At 38.2% G+C, this 651-nt stretch carries 1 protein-coding gene; it reads left to right on the forward strand.

Annotated elements, in window-relative coordinates; all coding sequences use genetic code 11:
• Positions 1-651 (forward strand): nucleoside transporter C-terminal domain-containing protein (locus AC1DSL_RS19160; protein WP_477533471.1); only part of this gene is annotated, 651 nt, incomplete at both ends.

The raw sequence follows: 651 nt of genomic DNA on the forward strand, positions 1-651 counted from the left end.
ACTGAATACCAAATTCGGATTGATTCTTATAGAGGGAATCGCAGCCGTGTTTACAAAATTATTAGATTACGCTAATGAAGGAATCAATTTTGTATTTGCCGGCATTGCGAATGAAGGACAAGCTCCTTTCTTCTTAACTGCTTTACTTCCAATCGTATTCATTTCGGCTCTGATTGGAATTCTGCAACACATTAAGGTTCTTCCTTTCATTATGAAATGGCTTGGATGGGCAATCAGTAAAGTAAACGGCATGGGTAAATTGGAATCTTACAATGGAGTAGCATCCGCTATTGTTGGACAATCTGAAGTATTTATTACTGTGAAAAAACAGCTTGGACAATTATCCCCTCAACGTCTATATACACTAAGTGCGTCAGCGATGTCTACTGTATCGATGTCTATTGTCGGAGCTTATATGACAATGATTGAACCGAGATATGTCGTAACTGCAATCGTGATTAATTTATTTGGAGGATTCATCATTGCTTCAATCATTAATCCTTACTCTGTAACCGAAGAAGAAGATCTCCTTGTTGTGCAAGAAGAAAAACAAAGCTTCTTTGAAATGCTTGGCGAATATATTATGGATGGATTCAAGGTTGCAATTGTGGTTGCGGCGATGTTACTTGGATTCGTTGCACTAATGGCAGG

The sequence above is a fragment of the Paenisporosarcina sp. P4_D4 genome (assembly GCF_056401835.1).